We start from the raw sequence: 17,988 nt of genomic DNA on the forward strand, positions 1-17,988 counted from the left end.
GTGACGTTACCCGGTGGCGGCCAGATTCAGGCGTAGACAGTCAACGTCGTCGCCGGGCAGGTGGTGGGTGGCCACCACGACGGTGCGGTCGGCGGGGAAAAGCGCACCGGGAGTGAGGAGTTCGGTGAGCATGCGGGCGCCGTCGGCGGCGTCGAGGTGTTCGGTCGGCTCGTCGAGCAGGACGACAGGGAACGCCGAGACGAGCGCGCGGGCCAGCAGCAGCCTCCTGCGCTGACCGGCCGACACCGCCGCGGCGCCCCCGACGAGCATCGTCGACAACCCGTGGGGCAGTTCGTCGAGCCACCGTCCCAGCCCGACCGCGGCGAGTGCGCGGCGCAGTTCGTCGTCGTCGGCGTCGCCGCGGGCGACCAGCAGGTTGTCCCGGACCGTCGTGGAGAACAGATGGGCGTCCTCGGCGAAAAACGCCCGCTCGTCGTCGTTCTGGGCCATGGCCATCAGCAGTGTGGTCTTACCCGATCCGCTCGGCCCGGTCACGGCCAGCCGGTCACCGGGGTACAGCGGTACCGGTGTGGCGACGGGTCGGCGCCGGTCCTGCGGCGCCGGACGGGTCAGGTCGACCAATCGGCGCGCGGCGATCCGCGACCGCGTCAGCTGTACCGCCGCGGCGGGCAGCGCCGCCGTCGCCTCGAACGCCGACAGCGGCAGCAGCATCAGGATCGCCAGCGTCGTCGGCGCCACCGCACCGGACAGCGCGATGCCCGCGACCACCGCGCCCACCACGCTCACCCCGGTCGCCAGCCCGGGGACGGCGCCCGCCAGCGCCGCGGGAGCCGACGCGCGATCGGCAGCCTCCCCCCAATCCCGCTGCCGCCTTTGCGCTTCGGCGACGACGCCGGCCAGCCGACCGCTCACCCGCAGTTCGGCGGCGTGGTCGAGCGCGAGCATCGCCGCGACGTCACGGTCGGCGTGGTGGCCCGCCGCGGCGGTCTCGGCCGCGGTGACCGCCCGTGCGGCCATCGCGGGCGCGGCGACCCCGGCCACCGCCAGGCAGACCGCGAGCATCAACGCCGCGGCCGGGGAGATCACCGCGAGCACCCCCACCGCGGCGACCGACAGCACCGCGGCCACCGCGATCGGCAGCAGTGCGCGGACGATGACGTCGGCGAGATCGTCGACCGACGCACCGACACGGGCGACGAGCTCGCCGCCGGGCAGCCGCATCGACACCTCCTGTGGCGCCTCGGCGAGCGCGCGGTACAACCCGGTGCGGGCCTCACCGGCGGCGCGCAACGCGGTGTCGTGCGCGGCGAGCCGCTGGCAGTAGCCGAGGATGCCGCGCGAGATACCCAGCGCCCGCACCGCGACCGCGGCCACGCTCAGGTCGAGCACCGGTGGCATCTGCCAGGCGCGGGTGATCAGCCACGCGGCCACACCGGCCAGCGCCAGCGCACTGCCCAACGACAACACGCCGACGACGACCGCGAGGACGAACCGGCCCATGCGGGGCCGCAGCAGGTCACCGAACAAGGAGCTCACCCCCCATGCGTACGACGTCGTGGCCTGCGGCCAGCACGGTGTCGCGGTGCCCGACCACCAGCACCGTCGCCCCGGCACGCGCGCGGGCGGTGATTGCCGACAGCACCCGGGCCTCCAGCGCGGCGTCGAGGTGGGCGGTCGGCTCGTCGAGCAGCAGCACCGCGGCCTCCGAGCCCAGCACCCGGGCCAGCCCGAGACGCTGCCGCTGGCCGAGCGACAACCCCACCCCGTCGCGGCCCAGGACGGTGTCCAGGCCGTCGGGCAGCCCGCGCAGCACCTCGTCGAAACCGGCGTCCGCGCAGGCGGTGTCGAGGTCGGCCAGCGGGCCGAACAGTTCGAGGTTGGCGCGGACGGTGCCCGGAATCAGCACCGGCCGGTGCGGCAGCCACGCGATCTGAGACCACCAGTCGGGTAGTGCGAGGTCGCCGACGTCGACCCCGTCGACGGTGACCCGGCCGGTCCGTGGTGCGTCGAGGCCCAGGATGGTCTGCAGCAGTGTGGACTTTCCGCAGCCGTTGGGTCCGGTCAACACCGTCACCCGCCCCGGCCGCAGATCGGCAGCGACCTCGTCGATGTGGATGACCGCACCGCGCGCGGTGACCGCCCGGCTGCCCGAGCGGATCCCGGTGTCCGATTCCAGGAGTGCGAACGCCCGGTCGGCGGCGGCCTTGCCGTCCTGGGCGGCGTGAAACTCCACGCCCACGCGGCGCAACGGCCAGAACGCCTCGGGTGCCAGCAGCAGCGCCGCCAGGCCGGTGAACAGCGTCATCTCCCCGAACACCAACCGCAGCCCCACACTGACCGCGACCAGCGCGACGCCCAGCGTCGCCAGCAGTTCCAGCACGAGCGCGGACAGGAACGCCACCCGCAGCGTCGCCATCGCCGAACGCCGGTGCGCGGCAGACAGTTCCGCGATGCGCTGCGCGGATCCGGCGGCGCGGCCCAGCGCGGCCAGCGTGGGGATACCGGCGACGAGGTCGAGCAGCCGGGACTGCAGCGTCGTCATCGCCGCCAACGCGGCCGCCGACCGATCCCGGGTGACCAGCCCGATGAGGATCATGAAGATCGGGATCAGCGGCAGCGCGATCACCACGATGGCCGCCGAGCGCCAGTCCACCACCGCGATCGCCAGAACCGCTGCGGGCGTGAGGATTCCGGCGAGGAACACGGCGGGCAGGTATCCGGTGAAGAACGGGCGCAGGCCGTCGAGGCCGCGGGTGACGACGGTCGCGGCGTCCTCCCGCACCGCCGCCAGCCGGCGCGGCGGCAGCGCGGTCACCGTCTGCAGGACGTTCGCCGACAACTCGGCGATCACCGCGGTGGCGCCCCGCTGCGACAACCGGCCCTGCAGCCACTGGGCCGCGAAGCGTAGCGTCCACAGCGCCGCCAGCAGCGCGAGCATCGGGTACCAGGCCGCGAGTGTCCGTGTGGCCGGATCGGTGATCACCCCGGCGACCACCCACGCCAGCGTGACCGCCGAGGCGATGGTGGCCGCGCTGATCACCACCCCGCAGGCCACCGACGCGGCGAGGAACCGCCGCATCGCCGGTGACCCGCGCCAGAGGTTCACACCGGCCGCCGCAGGAGCCCGGTCGGCGCGGGGATGCGTTCGGCGGAGATCCGCTTGCTGAACACCCAGTACGTCCAACCCTGGTATGCGATCACCAGCGGCGCGAAGATCAGCGCCGCCCAGCTCATGATCGTCAGCGTGTACGGCGAGGACGACGCGTTCTGGATCGTCAGACCCCACTCGGGGTTCAGCGTCGACGGGATCAGCTCGGGGTAGAGCGATCCGAACAGCAGCGTCACCACCGCCGCGACCACGACCGCGGTGTAGGTGAACGCCCAACCCTCCCCGGCGCGGCTCCACACCCGCACCACCGCGGCCAGCTGCGCGACGACCGCGACGCCCAGTACCCACCACGTCCAGCTCTTGCCGTAGGACAGCTGGGTCCACACGCCGAACCCGGCGACGAGCACGGTGACGGGCAGGGCCAGCGCCCCGGCGAACCGGAGGGCGTCATCCCGAACGGCCCCTTCGGTTTTCAGCGCCGTAAACACCGCGCCGTGCAGCAGGAACAGGCCGCAGGTGGCCGCCCCGCCGAGCAGGGTGTAGGCGTTGAGCAGATCGCCGAACGTCAGGTGGATCTGTTTGTCGGCGTCGACCGGCAGACCGCGCACCAGCGCGGCGAACGCCACCCCCCACAGCACGGCGGGCACCCACGAGCCGACCGCGATCCCGAGGTCGGCCCAGCGCCGCCAGCCCGGATCGTCGATCTTGCCGCGCCATTCGATCGCCACCACGCGCAGGATCATCGCGAACAGGATCGCCAGCAGCGGCAGGTACAGCCCGGAGAACATGGTGGCGTACATGTCGGGGAACGCCGCGAACATCGCCCCGCCCGCGGTGATGAGCCAGACCTCGTTACCGTCCCAGACCGGGCCGATCGTGTTGAGCGCGGTGCGCCGGTGCATCTCGGCGGCATCCTCGCCGCGGTCGCGGGCGGCTCGGCCGAAGAAGCTCATCAGCATCCCGACCCCGAAGTCGAAACCCTCGAGGACGAAGAAGCCGAGGAATAGCACGGCCAGCAGGATGAACCAGAGTTCCTGGAGTCCCATCGTCGGTCATCCCCTCAGTACGCGAAGGACAGCGGTGCGACCTCGTCGTCACCGGGTGGAGCGGGGGGAGTGGGTTCGCAGTCGTGGTCCTGCGGGCCCTCGGCGACATAGCGCCGCAGCAGCCAGAACCAGACGACGGCGAGCACGCCGTAGACCAGCGTCAGGGTCACCAGCGAGGTGACGACCATGCCGACCGCGTGCCCGGACACCCCGTCCGCGACGGTGAGGCGGATGCTCTCGTCACCGTCGAGGTTGGGTACCACCACCCACGGTTGCCTGCCCATCTCGGTGAACACCCATCCGGCGCTGTTGGCGAGGAACGGGGTCGGCAGGGTCAGCAGCGCGAAGCGGGCCAGCCAGCGCTGGTCGGCGACGCGCCCACGGCGGGTCAGCCACAGCGCCGCCAGCGCGAACAGCACCGGCACCGCCATGAACCCGATCATCGCGCGGAACGACCAGTAGGTGACGAACAGATTGGGCCGGTAGTCGCCGGGGCCGAACCGCTGCTCGTACTGCGCCTGCAGATCCTGCACACCCTCGAGGTGCACACCGCTGACCTTGCCCTCGGCCAGGAACGGCAGCACGTAGGGCACGTCGATGAGGTGCACGACGCTGTCGCAGTTGTTGTGCGTGCCGACGGTCAGCACCGAGAACTGCGGGTCGGTCGCGCTGTGGCACAACGACTCTGCGGACGCCATCTTCATCGGCTGCTGTTCGAACATGAGCTTGCCCTGCACGTCCCCGGTGAGGAACAGCGCGCCCGCGGAGGCGATCGCGACCACGCAGCCGAGGATGGTGGCCGGCCGGAACAACGCGGCCGCGGTGTGCTTCTCGGCCGGCGTCTGCGCGCGGCGGTGTGCCCGCACCATCCACCATGCGCACACGCACGCGACGAACGTGCCCGCGGTCAGGAACGCCCCGGCGACCGCGTGGCTGAATGCGGCGAGTGCGGTGTTGTTGGTGAACAGCGCGACGATGCTGGTGAGTTCGGCCCGGCCGGTCTCCGGGTTGAACCGCGCGCCCACCGGATGCTGCATGAACGAGTTCGCCGCGATGATGAAGAACGCCGACAGATTGACCGCGATCGCGACGATCCAGATGCACGCGAGGTGCACGAGCCGGGGCAGGCGCGTCCAACCGAAGATCCACAGCCCGATGAAGGTGGACTCGAAGAAGAACGCGGCGAGGCCCTCCATCGCCAGCGGGGCGCCGAACACGTCGCCGACGAAGCGGGAGTACTCGCTCCAGTTCATGCCGAACTGGAATTCCTGCACGATCCCGGTCGCGACGCCGATCGCGAAGTTGATCAGGAACAGCTTGCCGAAGAACCGGGTCAGGCGGTACCAGATTGGGTTGTCGGTGACCACCCACACCGTCTGCATGACCGCGATCAGCGGCGCGAGGCCGATGGTCAGCGGAACGAAGATGAAGTGGTAGACGGTGGTGATTCCGAACTGCCACCGTGACACGTCCAAGGCGTCCATCTGACCAACTCTCGAGTGCGCTACACCTGTCTACGACGAAGTGTAGTAGTGCCGAGAGCCGTTGGAGCAGGGACTTTGGTCACTCTTTGAGGGCGGCGGACTCCTTGCGGATCCGGATGCCCGCGATCACCTCGGTGATGCCGATGACGACGAGGATGACGCCGGTGACCTGGGTGAGGGCGACGAGACCTTCCAGCGGCGCGACGAACATGATGAGTCCGGCGATGACGCTGAGGACGCCGACGATGATCTCCCAGATCCGCCCCGGCAGCGACTTGTCGCCGAACGCCGACATCGCGGTGGCGACGCCGCGGAAGATGAAGCCGACGCCGATCCAGATCGCCAGCAGGTCGATCGATTCGGAGAGGTTGAGGAAGCACAGCACCGCGAGGACGACGGCGGCGGCGCCGCCGATGAACAGCAGTGCCCGCGAACCGAACGACGACCGCAGGCTGAACGCGAGGACGAGCTGCGCGATGCCCGTCACGAGCAGGTAGGCGCCGAAGAAGATCGCGGTCACCAGGATGGCCGCGCCGGGGCGCAGGAAGATGAGCACACCGAGCAGCACCGCGAGCACGCCGGATACCACCGTGTAGAGCCACAGATTCCGCAACATGCTTGGGGCAGCGGTATTTTGCATGCGCGCAGTGTGGCACGGCCCCGAGTGCCGGATGCCGATTTTGCGCAGTACCGCTGTGATGTCGGTGCCGGGTCGTTAATGTTCCGTTACCGGAAGTGCATGAGGCGACCGCAATGGTTAACGTCTTCGGTTCGACAGGCCGGGGACCAGCCCGAGGCAAGAGGAAGAGGCAACTGTGTCAGGTGGGAAGATGTGGCGCCTCGCAGCGATGTTCGCTGTGAGCGGCGCGATGGTGTTGTCCGGGTGCGCCAGTGGCGGCGAATCGGGCGGATCGGACACCGAGACGGCCGCGGCCGGCGCCAAGGTCGACGAGATCGCCAACACGGTCCCCGAGGACATCAAGTCGTCGGGCAAGCTGATCATCGGCGTCAACATCCCGTATGCGCCCAACGAGTTCAAGGACCCCAGCGGCAAGATCGTCGGCTTCGACGTCGACCTGATGAACGCGGTCGCGGGGACGCTGGGGCTGACGCCCGAATACCGCGAGGCCGACTTCGCCAAGATCATCCCGTCGGTGCAGGGCGGCACCTTCAATGTCGGCATGTCGTCGTTCACCGACACCAAGGAGCGGGAGAAGTCGGTCGACTTCGTCACCTACTTCTCGGCGGGCACCCAGTGGGCGCAGCGACCGGACAACCCGATCAACCCCAACGACGCCTGCGGTAAGAAGGTCGCCGTCCAGGCGACCACCTTCCAGGAGACCGACGAGCTGCCCGCCAAGAGCAAGGCCTGCGTCGACGCCGGGAAGCCCGCCATCGCGATCACGCCGTTCGACGGCCAGGACGCCGCGACCAACGCCGTGGTGCTCGGTCAGGTCGACGCGATGTCGGCGGATTCGCCGGTGACCGCGTACGCGATCAAGCAGAGCAACGGGAAACTGGAGGCCGCCGGAGAGATCTTCGACGCCGCCCCCTACGGTTGGCCGGTGGCCAAGGGTTCCCCGCTCGCGCAGTCGCTGCAGCAGGCGCTCGAGCACCTCATCGAAGAGGGCCAGTACGAGGAGATCGCCAAGAACTGGGGTGTCGAGGCAGGCATGATCGACAAACCGGTCATCAACGGGGCGATCAGCTGACCCGATGACAGCTGTCGACACGTCGTCACCCGCCGCCGCCGGCCCGGCGCCGATCGACGCGGTACCCCTGCGGCATCCGTGGCGGTGGGTGACGGCGGTCGTCATCCTCATCCTGGTCGGGTTGTTCCTCTACGGCGCGGCCACCAACGACGCCTTCCGGTGGGGGACCTACTGGGAGTACCTGTTCAACGAACGGGTGCTCACCGTCGGCGTCGTCAACACCCTGCAGCTGACCGTCTACTCGATGGTGCTGGCGCTGGTGCTCGGGGTGTTGCTCGCCGTCATGCGGCTGTCGCCGAACCCGGTGTTCAAGGCGGTGTCGTGGGCATATCTGTGGATTTTCCGCGGGACACCGGTCTACGTGCAGCTGGTGTTCTGGGGGCTGCTGCCGACGATCTACCAGAACGTGCAGCTCGGCGTGCCGTTCGGACCGTCGCTGCTGCACATCGATCTGCAATCGCTGTCGTTCCCGTTCATCCTGGCCATCCTGGGGCTGGCGCTCAACGAGTCCGCGTACATGGCCGAGATCATCCGCGCGGGCATCACCTCGGTGCCCGAAGGGCAGATGGAGGCCTCGACCGCACTGGGCATGTCGTGGGGACTGGCGATGCGGCGCACGGTGCTCCCGCAGGCGATGCGGGTCATCATCCCGCCCACCGGCAACGAGGTGATCAGCATGCTGAAGACCACGTCGCTGGTCACCGGTGTGCCGTTCGCGCTCGACCTCTACGGCATCACGTCCCGCGAGATCGCGTCGCGCATCTTCGAACCGGTGCCGCTGCTGATGGTCGCCGCCACCTGGTACCTGGTCATCACCAGCGTGCTGATGGTCGGCCAGTACTACCTGGAGCGGTACTACGCGCGCGGCGCCTCCCGCAAGCTCACGACGCGGCAGCTCGAGGCGTTGGCCAAGGCGCAGTTGGGAGAGCCGCACCCGTGACCCCGATGGTCAAGGCCGAGCAGGTCTGCAAGAGTTTCGGTGCCCTGGACGTCCTCAAGGGTGTGACGCTGGAAGTCGGCAAGGGTGAGGTGCTCTGCATCGTCGGGCCGTCCGGATCGGGCAAGTCGACGTTCCTGCGCTGCATCAACCACCTCGAACAGGTCAACGCAGGCCGCCTCTACGTCGACGGCGAACTGGTCGGCTACCGCGAACGCGGCAACAAGCTGTACGAGCTGTCGCCGCGCGATGCGGCCCGGCAGCGTCGCGACGTCGGCATGGTGTTCCAGCACTTCAACCTGTTCCCGCACCGCACCGCGCTGCAGAACGTGATCGAGGCGCCGATCCAGGTCAAGCGCATCAAGAAACAGGAGGCGTTGGCGCGGGCCAGAGACCTGCTCGACCAGGTGGGGTTGTCCGCCAAGGCCGATGCCTACCCCGCGCAGCTGTCCGGCGGTCAGCAGCAGCGGGTGGCGATCGCCCGTGCGCTGGCGATGAACCCGAAGCTGATGCTGTTCGACGAGCCCACCTCTGCGCTGGACCCCGAACTGGTCGGCGAGGTGCTCACGGTGATGAAGAAGCTGGCCTCGGAGGGGATGACGATGCTGGTGGTCACCCACGAGATGGGGTTCGCCCGCGAGGTCGCCGACAAGCTCGTGTTCATGGACGGCGGCGTGATCGTCGAAGCCGGTGATCCTCGCGAGATGATGAGCAACCCGCAGCACGAGCGCACGAAAGCCTTTCTGTCCAAGGTGATGTAGATGTCGCAGCGGGTCGACCCGGCCACACCGCTGTGGCGGGCGGCGCAGGTCTTCCGGCTGTTGAGCTGCCTGTACGCGCTGGGCTTCCAGATCGCGGTCAACGACGATCTCGAACACGGCGCGGTCGGGTGGCTGCTGTTCGCGGTGCTGATCGGTTGGAGCGCGGCGTGTGCGGTGGCCTATCTGCGGGGCTTCGGACGGACCGCCGGCTGGGTGGTCGCCGAGATCGTCGTCGTGGTGGCGTTGATGATGTCCACCGGTTTCATCGCCGACGAGCAGTGGGTGGCCGACAACCAGTCCTGGCCGACGACGTTGTGGGCGACGAACGCGGTGATCTCGGCGGCCATCCTGCGTGGTCCGGTGGCCGGGATGATCGCCGGCCTCGTGGTGCTGTCGGCGTACGCGCTGCTCAAGGGCCACGTCAGCATCAACGTCTTCCAGAGCGCCACGATCGTCATCGAATTCGCGGTCGGGCTGGTGGTGGGGATGGCCGCCCAGACCGCCCGCCGCGCACACGCCGAACTCGAACGCGCCACCCGGCTGGCCGCCGCGCTCGAGGAACGGGAGCGGTTGTCCCGGCAGGTGCACGACGGGGCGATCCAGGTGCTGGCGCTGGTCGCCCGGCGCGGACGCGAGATCGGCGGTGAGGCAACGCAACTGGCCGACCTCGCCGGTGAGCAGGAACGTGCGCTGCGCCGGCTGATCAGCGCCGCAGACCCCACCGGCGCGGCGGGCGCCCGTGCCGACATCGGGGCGATGCTGCGCCGTCGCGCGTCCGACCGGGTGACGGTCAGCCTGCCGCCGGACCCGGTCCTGCTCGACGCCGACGTCGCCGCCGAACTCCACGCCGCCGCGGTCAACGCGCTCGAGAACGTGGCCGCGCACGCGGGGCCCACGGCGCGCGCCTATGTGCTGGTGGAGGATCTCGGGGACGCGGTCACGGTCAGCGTGCGCGACGACGGGGTGGGCATCCCGGAGGGGCGCCTGGCCGAAGCAGCCGCGGAGGGAAGGATGGGTGTGGCGAAATCGATTGTGGGACGGATCAAATCGTTGGGCGGCGTGGCCGAGGTCTACACCGAACCCGGCCGCGGGACGGAGTGGGAGCTGACCGTGCCGCGCGATCGTGCCAGCCATGGCTGACGGGCCGCCCACCACCGTGATGGTCGTCGACGACCATCCGATCTGGCGGGACGCGGTGGCCCGCGACCTCGACGACGACGGCTTCTCGGTGGTCGCCACCGCCGACGGGGTGGCCTCCGCGCGCCGCCGGGCGGCTGCGGTGCAGCCCGCGGTCGTGGTGATGGACATGCGGTTGACCGACGGCGACGGCGCGCAGGCCACCGCCGAGGTGCTCGCCGTCTCGCCCGGATCGCGGGTGCTGGTGCTGTCGGCGTCGGACGAACGCGACGACGTCCTCGAGGCCGTCAAGGCGGGCGCCACCGGCTACCTGGTGAAGAGCGCTTCGAAAGCCGAACTGGCCGAAGCGGTTCGGGCCACCGCCGAGGGACGCGCGGTGTTCACCCCCGGCTTGGCCGGCCTGGTGCTGGGGGAGTACCGCCGCATCGCGCAGGGACCAGGCACCAGTCCGGCGACACCCACCCTCACCGAACGCGAGACCGACGTGCTGCGCTACGTCGCGAAGGGGCTGACGGCCAAGCAGATCGCCGCCCGGCTGTCGTTGAGCCACCGCACCGTCGAGAACCACGTACAGGCCACGTTCCGGAAGTTACAGGTGGCCAACCGGGTCGAGGCGGCGCGCTACGCGATCGAACACGGCCTCGACGAATAGCGAAGTCGGGTAGTCCTACTCATCCGCGCGGGGGGTGTCCCCGCCGACGATGAGGACATGACCGAACCGCACCGTGCCGTCATCGCCCGGCTGTCGACCGATTTCGCCGCCCTCTCCCGGCAGCTGACCCAGGTGTCCGCCGACCTGACCGAGCTGGACCGATTGCTGGCTGCCCGGCCACCCGCGCCCGCCCCCGCGCCCGTGCCGGTGTGGCAGCCGATGCCGCCTCCGCCGCCTCCGCCGCCGGCACCGCCGGTGCCGAAGGAACCCAGGGAACGATCCGAGGGGTGGATCGGCAAGGCGCTGGCAGTGGCCGGCGTCGCGGTCACGTTGATCGGCGTCGTGCTGCTGCTGGTGCTGGCCGCCCAGGCCGGGATCCTGCGGCCAGAGGTCCGCGTCGCGGCCGGGGCGCTCCTGTCGGGCGCACTGGTCGCCGCGGGGTGCCGGCTCAACCGCGCCGACGGCGGCCGGGTCGGCGGGATCGCGCTGACGGCCACCGGCATCGCCGCGGCATACTTCGACGTCATCGCGGTCACCACGATCTACGAGTGGGTCGCCGCACCCGTCGGCCTGGTGCTGGCCGCGGCCGTCGGCGGAGGCGGTCTGATGCTGGCGCGCCGCTGGAACTCCGAACACCTCGGCCTGCTGGTCCTGGTCCCACTGGTGGCGCTGGCCCCGATCGTCACCGACGGCGTGACGCTGCTGCTGGTGTCGTACATGCTCGCGCTCTCGGCCGCGACGCTGCCCGTCCATCTCGACAAGGACTGGATCTGGCTGCACGCCGCGCGGACGGCCGCGGTCACACTGCCCCTGGTCACCGCGCTGGCGGGGACCGCGATCGGAGGCGACCACGATCTCGCCCTCGCCGCGGCATGCGGGATTGCGGCACTGCTGGCGCTGGCCGGTGCGCTGCTCGTGCTACCCCTTTCGACACATCCGGTCGCGGTCGCGCTGCTCTCCGTGGCGGGCGTGGCGCCGGTGCTGTGCGTCCCGCTGGCGATCGACCGGGTGGTGGCCGCGCTGATGATCGGGGCGCTGGCCGCGGCCCTGCTGGCCGTCCTGCCCATCGTGTCCGGCGTGGTGCGGCAGATCTACGCGGCGCTGTCGGCGGTGAGCGCGCTGATCGCGGTCAACGTGGCCTTCGACGGTGAGATCGCCGCGCCGCTGCTGCTGGCCATGGCGGCCGTGGTGGCCCTCGCCGGCGGGCGCGACCGGGTGGCGCGCTGGTCTGCGGTCGGGTTCGCGGTGGTCGGCGGCGGACTGTATCTCGCCTACGCCCCGCCCGAGGTCCTCGTCCGCGCGGTCGAGTTCAGCGGTCCCGATTCGGTGTCGGTACTGGTGTCGAGTGTGCTGGCCGTCGCGGCCGCCGCGGCGATCTCCCACAGTCTCACCGGCCCGTGGCGGTGGGCGGGTGCCGCCGCCGTGGCCACGTACGCGACCACGGTGTTAACGGTGACCGCCGGGGTGCTGATCGGCGGCACGGGCGGAGGCTTCTTCGCCGGGCACGTCGTCGCCACCATCTGCTGGACCGGCGCGGCGGCCGCCCTGCTCGGTCACGCGGCCCGTCGCCTGAAGGGGCTGGGCCTGGCGCTCGTCGCGGCCGCGATGGCCAAGCTGTTCCTGTTCGACCTGGGGACGCTGGACGGGTTCTTCCGGGTCGCGGTGTTCCTCGTGGTCGGTCTGGTCTTGCTGGGCATGGGTGCCGGCTACGCCAGGATGCTCACCACACAGGACCGCGCGGTATGAGCCCTATCACAGCTAATCTGGAACTATTCCAGATTGGGGGACGTTGTACAGAGCATGAACACGAACCGTCGCACCGAAGCAGAAGTACAGGGTTTCACCGCATCGCCGGAGCTCGCTGCCAACCTGCAGCGGGTTCTCGTCGACCTCATCGAACTGCACCTGCAGGGTAAGCAGGCGCACTGGAACGTGGTCGGCACCAACTTCCGTGACCTCCACCTGCAACTCGACGAGGTGGTCGACTTCGCCCGCGAGGGCAGCGACACCATCGCCGAGCGCATGCGGGCGCTCGACGCGGTTCCGGACGGCCGCTCCGACGTCGTCGCGGCGACCACCAGCCTGCCGGAATTCCCCGCCTACGAGCGCAGCACCGGTGAGGTCGTCGACCTGATCACCGCACGCGTCTACGCCGCGGTCGACACCATGCGCACCGTCCACGACGCCGTCGACGCCGAGGACCCGAGCACCGCCGACATGCTGCATCAGCTGATCGACGGCCTCGAGAAGCTGGCCTGGTTGATCAAATCGGAGAACCGGAAGGTCTAAACCGGTCCATCGCGGGTACCCGTCCGTCGTGACTGTGACCCGAGATATCGCCGCCTCGCGCCAGCGTGTGTGGGACGTGATCGCCGACGGCTGGACGTACTCGCAATGGGTGGTGGGCAACAGCCGGATGCGGGCCGTGGACCCCCAGTGGCCCGCGCCCGGCTCCACCATCCACCACTCGATCGGCGTGTGGCCGGTGCTGCTCAACGACGAGACCGTCGTCGAGGAGAGCACCCCACCGGAGCGGCTGGTGCTGCACGCCAAGGGCCGACCCTTTGGCGGTGCCCGAATCATCTTGGAACTGAGCGACATACCGGACGGCTGCCGCATCTCGATGCAGGAGTTCCCCATCTCGGGCATCGGCAAGTTCATGCCCGAACGGCTCTCCGACGCCGCTGTCTGGCCGCGCAACAACGAGACGCTGGCCCGGCTGGCCTTCCTCGCCGAACGCCGGGACGACAGTGACGTCAGGGGTGTTGATGGCAGCTGACGCCGACGCCGTCGTCATCGGCGCCGGCCACAACGGTCTGGTCGCCGCCGCCCTGATGGCGGACGCCGGATGGGACGTCGTGGTCCTCGAGGCCCAGGCCGAACCGGGAGGTGCGGTGCGCAGCGCCGAGCGCATCCCCGGGTACACCAGCGACCTCTACAGCGCGTTCTATCCGCTGTCGGTCGCCTCGCCGGTGCTGTCCGGACTGCACCTGGAGGACCACGGGCTGCGCTGGACGCACGCCCCGGCGGTGGTGGGTCATCCGCGTTCGGCCGACGACGACGACGCTCCGGTCATCTACCGCGACATCGACCGCACCGCAGCCGAACTCGGCCGCCACCACCCCGCCGACGAGGAGAACTGGCTGCGGCTGTTCGAGCTGTGGCAGCAGGTGCGCGACCCACTGCTCAAGAGCCTGTTCTCCCCGTTCCCGCCGGTGCGCGGCGCTGCGGGACTGCTACGCACGCTCGGTACCGCCGAAGCGCTGCGGTTCCTGCACCGGCTGGTACTGCCCGTCGGAGAGATGGGCCGCCAGCTGTTCGCCGGGGATGCGGCACGGCTGCTGCTGCTCGGCAACGCCCTGCACGCCGACGTCCCGGTCGACGCCCCCGGCAGCGGGATCATGGGCCTGATGCTGATCATGATGGCGCAGGACGGCGGCTGGCCGGTCCCGGTCGGCGGCGCCGGACAGCTCGCCGCCGCGCTGGTCAACCGGGCCCGGTCCGCCGGCGCGGAGATCCACTGTTCGCAACCTGTCACCGAGGTGATCGTGCGCGGCGGCCGGGCCGTCGGGGTCCGTACCGCCGAGGGACGCACCATCACCGCACGCCGCGCCGTGGTGGCCGACGTGTCCGCGCCCGCGCTCTACCGCGAGCTGTTGCCGCCGTCGGCCGTACCGGCGCGGGTGCTCGACGACCTCGAACACTTCACCTGGGACACACCGGTGTTGAAGATCAACTACGGGCTGGACGCCCCGATCCCGTGGCGGTCGAAGAACCTCAACGAGGTCGGCACCGTCCACCTCGGCGCAGACGCCGACGGGTTGGTGCGCTGGATGGCCGACCTCAACACCCGCACCGTGCCCGAACATCCGTTCATGCTGTTCGGTCAGATGACCACCGCGGACCCGACGCGGTCCCCGGAAGGCACCGAAAGCGCCTGGGCCTACACCCATCTGCCGCGCGACGTCACCGACGACGCGTCGGCCGAGCAGCTGTCCGAGGCGGTGGACCGGGTGCTCGAAGAGCACGCGCCCGGCTTCACCGACCGGGTCGTCGGCAAGTTCATCCAGCGCCCCTCGGATCTGACCGCCTCGGACGCCAACCTCGTCGGCGGTGCGGTCAACGGCGGCACCGCCCAACTGCAGCAGCAGCTGATCTTCCGGCCGACGCCGGGGTTCGGTCGCGCGGAGACCCCGGTCGAGGGGCTCTACCTCGGCAGCGCGGGCGCGCATCCCGGCGGCGGTGTGCACGGCGTGTGCGGGCGCAACGCCGCCGTGGCCGCGCTGGCCAGCGACGGGCTCACCGGCTGGCCGCGCCGCAAGGTCAACCAGTTGGTGATGTCGCTGCTCGTGCGGTGACGGGAACCTCGACGGCCGCGCGGACCGCGTCGTCGTCGCGCCTGCCGACGAGGTACCAGGTGTGGATGACACCCTTGCCCTTGACGTCCACGTCGCCGCGCTCCTCGAACAGGAACGCGTGCGTGAGTCGCTCGTACATGTTGTGCGGTAACTGGATTCGGCCCTCGATGTCAGTGGTCTCCATGCGGGCGGCCACGTTGACCGCATCGCCCCACACGTCGTAGAAGAACTTCCGCGAGCCGACCACGCCCGCGACCACCGGTCCGCACGCCAACCCGATGCGCAGCGGCACCGCACGGCCGAGTGGATCCCGCAGGTCGGCGACGGCCTCGGCCATGTCCAGCGCCAGGCACGCCAGCGCCTCGACGTGATCCGGGCGCGGCCGCGGCACCCCGCTGACCACCATGTAGCTGTCGCCGCTGGTCTTGATCTTCTCCAGGCCGTGGCGGTCCACCAGCGCGTCGAGGTCGGTGTAGAGCCGGTCGAGGAAGCGCACCAGATCACCGGGGGAGGTGTCGCTGGCCCGTTTGGTGTAACCGGCGATGTCGGCGAACAGGATCGAGGCATCGTCGTAACCGTCGGCGATGACGGCGTGCGCGGGATCCTTGAGACGCTGCGCGACCGATGCGGGCAGGATGTTGGCGAGCAGCCGCTCCGACCGCTGGTACTCATCCTCCATCGCCCGCTCCGCGCGGTCGGTCTCCCGCAGCGCGTACCAGACCGTCGCGAACACCATCAGGGTCGCCGACACCGCGGACAGGATGAAGCCGACGGTCATCATCCCCTGCGGCCCCAGGTCACGGTCGCCGGGCACCGTCAGTTCGATCACGATGCAGGCGGCGAGGCCGACGCCGACGATCACCCCCGACATGACGATGCGTTCGATGCCGAGCACGAGCACCACCAGCGACGCCGCCACGAGGTAGTAGAACTGCAGTCCGGAGTCGGTGCCGACGGAGAAGCAGATGAACGTCACCGACAGGTAGGCGAAGACGAAGAAGGTCAGCGGCGCGATCAGCTCGCCGAAACGGTAGAGCAGCGGGGTGGCCATGAAGATCGCGGCGAACGCGAGGTTCAGTACGCCCACCCACCAGCCGGGGCCGCCCATCGCGACCTGGAGGGAGCCGAACGCCGCGGACACCGCCGCCGCGATCCACGTCGCGATGGTGAGCACCCGCAGTCTGCGCACCACGGCCTCGGCGTAGTGCCGGGTACGGGCGGGCATGCGGTGCTGAAGTGTCACCATCGTCGCAGCGTATCGCCGATGACCCGCTACTCGGCCGACATTCGCGCCGCCTCTCGGGCCCGCAATGCCAGCCACAGTTCGAACCTGTCGGACGCATCGTCCATCCGGCGCCCGCTGAGCCGCTCGACGGTGTCGATCCGGTTGCGCACGGTGTGCCGGTGCACCCGCAGCGCCGCCGCGGCCGCCGCCCACTGCCCGTTGTGTTCGAGGAACAGCGACAGCGTGCGCAACAGTTCGGCCGCACGTTCTGCGGCGTCGAGCGGTCCGAGCACCGCATCGGCGTACCCACGCAGCGATTCGGCGTCGGCGCTGCCCAGCAGCACCCGACTGCTGGCCACGTCGGCGGCCAGGACGTGGCTGCCCTGCCTGCGGCCGACCGCCAGCACCGAGCGGGCCTGCCGCAGCGAGACGGCCAGCGCGCCCGCACGCACCGCCATCCCGATCCCCGCGGCCCGTCCCGCGGCCAGCGAGCGGAGCGCACCGGCCAGGTCGGTCTCGAGCGGGACCGCCACCTCGACCACACCGGCGACCTGACGGACCAGCGCATCGGGCAGCGTCACCAGCAGATCGGCCGCCAGATCGTCGGCGTCCCGCGGTGCGTCGACCGCGGCGACGCGGAGATCGGCGTCGGCGACACCGACCGACAGCAGCCACCGCGCGGCCACGACGTCGTCGACGGTCCCGCGGGCCAGCCGGTCGAGCACCTGCGCCCGCGCCCGGCGCTGGGCGGTGTTCATCCCGAGCCTGCGTTCCAGTTCCAGTGACAGCAGCGACACCAGATCGCCGGAGATCTGTTGTGCGGCAGGGGACTTCGCCGGTCCGTCGACCAGCAGCCAGCCGCGCAGCCTGCGCGCCCCGATGGCGTGGATCTCGCGCTGGCGGCCGGCGCGGATGTCGACGGCGGCCGCGGCGAGCCCCTGATCGCGTACCGATTCGATGAGCGGTGCCAGCTTTGTCACGAGTTCGCCTGCCCCCGAGCCGGACTCGGCGAGCACCCGGCCCAGCAGGTCGAGGACGACGCCGGTGCGGCCGGTGGCGTCGTGGTGTGCGGTGAGGATGCCGTGCAACCCGCCCGGGGTGACCGCCGCCGCGGTCAACGCCCGCTGGGTCTGCAGTGCCCATTCCAGTTCGCGGCGTTCAGCGCGGGCGCGCGCGGCGAACACCGCCTTGGTCACCGCGATGAACGGCACCGGATCGGGCACCGTCAGCAGCGGCATCCCGATCTCGTCGGCGGCCACGACGAGCCGTTCCGGGGCGTGCTGGTGCGGGAGGTCGGCGCCCAACCCGAGTCCGACCGCCCGTACCCCCGCCGCGTCGAGGTCATGCAGATAGGCGCGGCAGCCGTCGGCGGTGTCGGGGAGCAGCAGTCCGATGGTGAGCAGCAGTTCGCCGCCCTGCAGCCAGGACCCGGGGCGGGCGAGTTCCGAGACCGCCGCGGCGTCCACCTCGCGGTGCGCGTTGTCCGCGCCGGCCACCAGCCGCAACCCGAGGTCGGGGTCGGCGACGAGTTCGGTGACCGTCGGCATGGACGAATTGTCCAACACGGATCGGCGTGATTGGCCAAGAAGTCACTGTTGCTGTGACG

Annotated in this window: 16 protein-coding genes; 9 read left to right on the forward strand and 7 right to left on the reverse strand. The window is 70.3% G+C overall.

Going from position 1 to position 17,988, the window contains the following annotated elements:
* Window positions 1–6: 6 nt before the first annotated feature.
* The 5 genes from AU194_RS01430 to AU194_RS01450 all read right to left on the reverse strand — a co-directional run bounded on the left by AU194_RS01430 (window position 7) and on the right by AU194_RS01450 (window position 6,240).
* Window positions 7–1,461 carry an ATP-binding cassette domain-containing protein gene (locus AU194_RS01430; RefSeq protein WP_059087524.1) on the reverse strand — a complete coding sequence of 485 codons (1,455 nt, stop codon included), beginning with the start codon at window positions 1,459–1,461 and terminating at the stop codon, window positions 7–9.
* Between the two features lie 16 nt (window positions 1,462–1,477).
* Complete coding sequence (gene cydD / locus AU194_RS01435; RefSeq protein WP_059087525.1) at window positions 1,478–3,040, reverse strand: thiol reductant ABC exporter subunit CydD; 1,563 nt, start codon at window positions 3,038–3,040, stop codon at window positions 1,478–1,480.
* 23 nt (window positions 3,041–3,063) lie between these two features.
* On the reverse strand, window positions 3,064–4,116 hold the full coding sequence (cydB, locus tag AU194_RS01440) for a cytochrome d ubiquinol oxidase subunit II (RefSeq protein WP_059087416.1): 1,053 nt from the start codon (window positions 4,114–4,116) through the stop codon (window positions 3,064–3,066).
* Window positions 4,117–4,130: 14 nt separating this feature from the next.
* The gene (locus AU194_RS01445) at window positions 4,131–5,600 is read right to left on the reverse strand and encodes a cytochrome ubiquinol oxidase subunit I (RefSeq protein WP_059087417.1); all 1,470 of its coding nucleotides are present in this window, start codon (window positions 5,598–5,600) and stop codon (window positions 4,131–4,133) included.
* A 79-nt stretch (window positions 5,601–5,679) separates the two neighbouring features.
* On the reverse strand, window positions 5,680–6,240 hold the full coding sequence (locus AU194_RS01450) for an HdeD family acid-resistance protein (protein WP_059087418.1): 561 nt from the start codon (window positions 6,238–6,240) through the stop codon (window positions 5,680–5,682).
* A gap of 190 nt (window positions 6,241–6,430) precedes the next feature.
* On the opposite strand from AU194_RS01450, the gene AU194_RS01455 reads away from it, so the two are divergent.
* From AU194_RS01455 to AU194_RS01495, 9 genes are read left to right on the forward strand one after another with little or no spacing between them, the layout of a single operon-like run.
* Window positions 6,431–7,312, forward strand: coding sequence for an ABC transporter substrate-binding protein (locus tag AU194_RS01455; protein WP_059087419.1), 882 nt, complete (start codon window positions 6,431–6,433; stop codon window positions 7,310–7,312).
* Between the two features lie 4 nt (window positions 7,313–7,316).
* Complete coding sequence (locus AU194_RS01460; RefSeq protein ID WP_059087420.1) at window positions 7,317–8,252, forward strand: amino acid ABC transporter permease; 936 nt, start codon at window positions 7,317–7,319, stop codon at window positions 8,250–8,252.
* A gap of 5 nt (window positions 8,253–8,257) precedes the next feature.
* Window positions 8,258–9,010 carry an amino acid ABC transporter ATP-binding protein gene (locus AU194_RS01465; protein WP_059087526.1) on the forward strand — a complete coding sequence of 251 codons (753 nt, stop codon included), beginning with the start codon at window positions 8,258–8,260 and terminating at the stop codon, window positions 9,008–9,010.
* Window positions 9,011–10,150: a MacS family sensor histidine kinase gene (macS, locus tag AU194_RS01470; RefSeq protein ID WP_059087421.1), complete on the forward strand. Its 1,140-nt coding sequence runs from the start codon at window positions 9,011–9,013 to the stop codon at window positions 10,148–10,150.
* A complete protein-coding gene (locus tag AU194_RS01475; RefSeq protein WP_059087422.1) occupies window positions 10,143–10,799 on the forward strand; it encodes a response regulator transcription factor in 657 nt (218 codons plus the stop codon). The genes macS and AU194_RS01475 overlap by 8 nt, the downstream gene beginning before the upstream one ends.
* A gap of 57 nt (window positions 10,800–10,856) precedes the next feature.
* Window positions 10,857–12,545: a DUF2339 domain-containing protein gene (locus AU194_RS01480; RefSeq protein WP_059087423.1), complete on the forward strand. Its 1,689-nt coding sequence runs from the start codon at window positions 10,857–10,859 to the stop codon at window positions 12,543–12,545.
* 54 nt (window positions 12,546–12,599) lie between these two features.
* Window positions 12,600–13,088 carry a Dps family protein gene (locus AU194_RS01485; RefSeq protein ID WP_059087424.1) on the forward strand — a complete coding sequence of 163 codons (489 nt, stop codon included), beginning with the start codon at window positions 12,600–12,602 and terminating at the stop codon, window positions 13,086–13,088.
* Window positions 13,089–13,116: 28 nt separating this feature from the next.
* Window positions 13,117–13,578: an SRPBCC family protein gene (locus AU194_RS01490; RefSeq protein ID WP_059087425.1), complete on the forward strand. Its 462-nt coding sequence runs from the start codon at window positions 13,117–13,119 to the stop codon at window positions 13,576–13,578.
* Window positions 13,568–15,157 (forward strand): NAD(P)/FAD-dependent oxidoreductase, encoded by a 1,590-nt coding sequence (locus tag AU194_RS01495; protein ID WP_059087426.1) that lies wholly within the window; start codon window positions 13,568–13,570, stop codon window positions 15,155–15,157. Before AU194_RS01490 ends, AU194_RS01495 begins: the two co-directional genes overlap by 11 nt.
* On the opposite strand, the gene AU194_RS01500 is transcribed toward AU194_RS01495, so the two are convergent.
* Window positions 15,123–16,403, reverse strand: coding sequence for an adenylate/guanylate cyclase domain-containing protein (locus tag AU194_RS01500; RefSeq protein WP_059087427.1), 1,281 nt, complete (start codon window positions 16,401–16,403; stop codon window positions 15,123–15,125). The genes AU194_RS01495 and AU194_RS01500 overlap by 35 nt on opposite strands.
* A 26-nt stretch (window positions 16,404–16,429) precedes the next feature.
* Window positions 16,430–17,929: a PucR family transcriptional regulator ligand-binding domain-containing protein gene (locus AU194_RS01505; RefSeq protein WP_059087428.1), complete on the reverse strand. Its 1,500-nt coding sequence runs from the start codon at window positions 17,927–17,929 to the stop codon at window positions 16,430–16,432.
* Window positions 17,930–17,988 lie beyond the last annotated feature (59 nt).

Origin of the sequence: Mycobacterium sp. GA-2829, assembly GCF_001499965.1 — a bacterium.
GTDB lineage: Bacteria > Actinomycetota > Actinomycetes > Mycobacteriales > Mycobacteriaceae > Mycobacterium.

Coding starts and splice junctions, on each gene's coding strand:
- AU194_RS01465 (WP_059087526.1), top strand. CDS start 8,258: ATGGTCAAGGCCGAGCAGGTCTGCAAGAGTTTCGGTGCCCTGGACGTC.
- AU194_RS01460 (WP_059087420.1), top strand. CDS start 7,317: ATGACAGCTGTCGACACGTCGTCACCCGCCGCCGCCGGCCCGGCGCCG.
- AU194_RS01450 (WP_059087418.1), bottom strand. CDS start 6,240: ATGCAAAATACCGCTGCCCCAAGCATGTTGCGGAATCTGTGGCTCTAC.
- AU194_RS01495 (WP_059087426.1), top strand. CDS start 13,568: ATGGCAGCTGACGCCGACGCCGTCGTCATCGGCGCCGGCCACAACGGT.
- AU194_RS01485 (WP_059087424.1), top strand. CDS start 12,600: ATGAACACGAACCGTCGCACCGAAGCAGAAGTACAGGGTTTCACCGCA.
- macS (WP_059087421.1), top strand. CDS start 9,011: ATGTCGCAGCGGGTCGACCCGGCCACACCGCTGTGGCGGGCGGCGCAG.
- AU194_RS01480 (WP_059087423.1), top strand. CDS start 10,857: ATGACCGAACCGCACCGTGCCGTCATCGCCCGGCTGTCGACCGATTTC.
- cydB (WP_059087416.1), bottom strand. CDS start 4,116: ATGGGACTCCAGGAACTCTGGTTCATCCTGCTGGCCGTGCTATTCCTC.
- cydD (WP_059087525.1), bottom strand. CDS start 3,040: ATGCGGCGGTTCCTCGCCGCGTCGGTGGCCTGCGGGGTGGTGATCAGC.
- AU194_RS01445 (WP_059087417.1), bottom strand. CDS start 5,600: ATGGACGCCTTGGACGTGTCACGGTGGCAGTTCGGAATCACCACCGTC.
- AU194_RS01500 (WP_059087427.1), bottom strand. CDS start 16,403: ATGGTGACACTTCAGCACCGCATGCCCGCCCGTACCCGGCACTACGCC.
- AU194_RS01430 (WP_059087524.1), bottom strand. CDS start 1,461: ATGGGCCGGTTCGTCCTCGCGGTCGTCGTCGGCGTGTTGTCGTTGGGC.
- AU194_RS01505 (WP_059087428.1), bottom strand. CDS start 17,929: ATGCCGACGGTCACCGAACTCGTCGCCGACCCCGACCTCGGGTTGCGG.
- AU194_RS01475 (WP_059087422.1), top strand. CDS start 10,143: ATGGCTGACGGGCCGCCCACCACCGTGATGGTCGTCGACGACCATCCG.
- AU194_RS01455 (WP_059087419.1), top strand. CDS start 6,431: ATGTGGCGCCTCGCAGCGATGTTCGCTGTGAGCGGCGCGATGGTGTTG.